General features: G+C 60.0%; 1 protein-coding gene and 1 pseudogene. Both read left to right on the top strand.

Annotated elements, in window-relative coordinates:
• The coding region (gene tnpB, locus AB1S50_RS19465; RefSeq protein ID WP_367152934.1) for an IS66 family insertion sequence element accessory protein TnpB at positions 1–479 on the top strand (479 nt) is incomplete at its 5' end.
• 82 nt (positions 480–561) lie between these two features.
• A pseudogene (locus tag AB1S50_RS19460) lies at positions 562–1,211 on the top strand (IS66 family transposase); the annotation flags it as partial.

Raw genomic sequence — 1,211 nt, 5'->3', positions numbered from 1 at the left:
ACCGAGCAGAAGTTTGTTCCCGTACCCCTGCCTGCCCCAGGCGGGACGACAAACGACGTAGTCTTCGAACTCCCAGGTATCAAGGTGCGCTGGCCTCTCGCCCAAATCGACTTCGCTATCCCCTGGCTCCGGTCTCTGCAGTCGTGATCCAGGTCGATGAGATCTGGATGGCCACCGTGCCGCTGGACATGCGCGCCGGGCCGGATACCGCACTGGCACGCGTGGTTCAGGTGTTCGGAGAAGCCAAACCCCACTGTGCCTACTTATTTGCCAACAAGCGCGGCAACCGCATGAAGGTGCTGGTGCACGACGGCTTCGGCCTGTGGCTCGCAGCCCGTCGCCTGCACCAAGGCGGCTTTGTCTGGGGCAAACTCTGGCAGGGTGAACGCGTCACCCTGACCTTAGAGCAGTTACAGGCACTGGTGATCGGGTTGCCCTGGCATCAGGTCGGCCGCAATAGCCGTATTGCCATGCTCTAACCTTCCTCACTGGCCAACACGCCAGTGAAAAAGTCCCATCTGGTAATCACCACCGGCGCTGGACTCCGGCAGGATAATGGCTATGACGACACCGCCCGATCTCAACAACCTCAATGTCGAACAACTGCGCCAGCTTGCGGCGCAGTTGTTATCTGAGGCGGCGGAAAAAGATCAAACCATCACTCAGCAAAATAACCAGCTCCACAATCAGTAGCTACTGAACGACAAGCTCAAACACGAGCTGGCCATCCTCAAGCGGCACCACTTCGGCAAGAGCAGTGAAGCACTGAACACCCATCAGGCCAGTCTGCTGAACGAGCTGGTGGATGCGGATATCGCCGCCGTAGAGATGGAGCTAGCCGGACCCGCTGAGTCCACTCCCCAATCGGCGAAGCGTCAACCCAAGCGGTCGCCGCTGCCGCCGGAGCTTCCGCGCCAGATCATCGAACACGAGCCCGAGTACACACAGTGCGGCTGTGGTTGTCAGCTCCAACGCATCGGCGAAGACATCAGCGAAAAGCTTGATTACACTCCGGGCACCTTCACCGTGGAGCGCCATATCCGCGGCAAGTGGGCCTGCAAACGCTGCGAACGCATTACCCAGGCACCGGTGCCGCCACAGATCATCGACAAGGGTATCCCCACCAGTGGCCTGCTGGCACACCTGCTGATCGCCAAGTATGCCGACCATCTGCCGCTCTACCGACAGGAAAGAATCTTTGCCCGCGCCGG

Source organism: Microbulbifer discodermiae (genome assembly GCF_040742695.1).
GTDB lineage: Bacteria > Pseudomonadota > Gammaproteobacteria > Pseudomonadales > Cellvibrionaceae > Microbulbifer.
The sequence above is the reverse complement of the archived record's forward strand: the minus strand, read 5'-3'. Positions and strand labels throughout refer to the sequence as shown.